A 517-nucleotide genomic window follows, 5' to 3' on the forward strand; every position below is an offset into this window, starting at 1 on the left:
GCTGTCCATGCGGCATACCTGGATGACCTTCGATTACCGCCTACAGCTTCATGACCAGCCCCTGCCCTTGCATCTGCGCCGCGCGCTGGGCCTGCATCGCCTGCTCGGCGAGCCTCTGCTGCTCCACCGTCTGCAATTGCTGGCTGGCCTGGGCCACGTCAGGCGCTTGTGTCAGTTGCAGCGCATCGACTCTCGCCCATATCTGTCCGTGGGATTTCGCCGCGTAATTCGGCGTCTGAGTCGTATGGCCTTGCGGCAGGCCCAGGTAGATCTTGTCAACTTCGGTATGGCCAAACTTGCGCGTCTCCACGACGATTTGTGCCGCATGGCGGTCCAACTGCTCCGCATCCGGCACGGGACGACCCCAGCGTTCATGCGCATCGGCGATGGCATCGCGCGCCTGCTCGAACAGCGCATGACGCGGATGCGCCGGATGGCGCATGTCCTCGGCGGTGATCGCCACGGGGGCGATGGCGCGGCTTGGCGGCGCAGGTGCATGGGTCGCTTCCCGTGCCCG

1 protein-coding gene is annotated in these 517 nt (G+C 65.4%); it reads right to left on the reverse strand.

Annotated elements, in window-relative coordinates:
• Positions 1 to 40 precede the first annotated feature (40 nt).
• The coding region (locus tag XalbCFBP2523_RS16700; protein WP_343251081.1) for an XVIPCD domain-containing protein at positions 41 to 517 on the reverse strand (477 nt) is incomplete at its 5' end.

Source organism: Xanthomonas albilineans (assembly GCF_002939705.1).
Lineage (GTDB): Bacteria > Pseudomonadota > Gammaproteobacteria > Xanthomonadales > Xanthomonadaceae > Xanthomonas_A > Xanthomonas_A albilineans.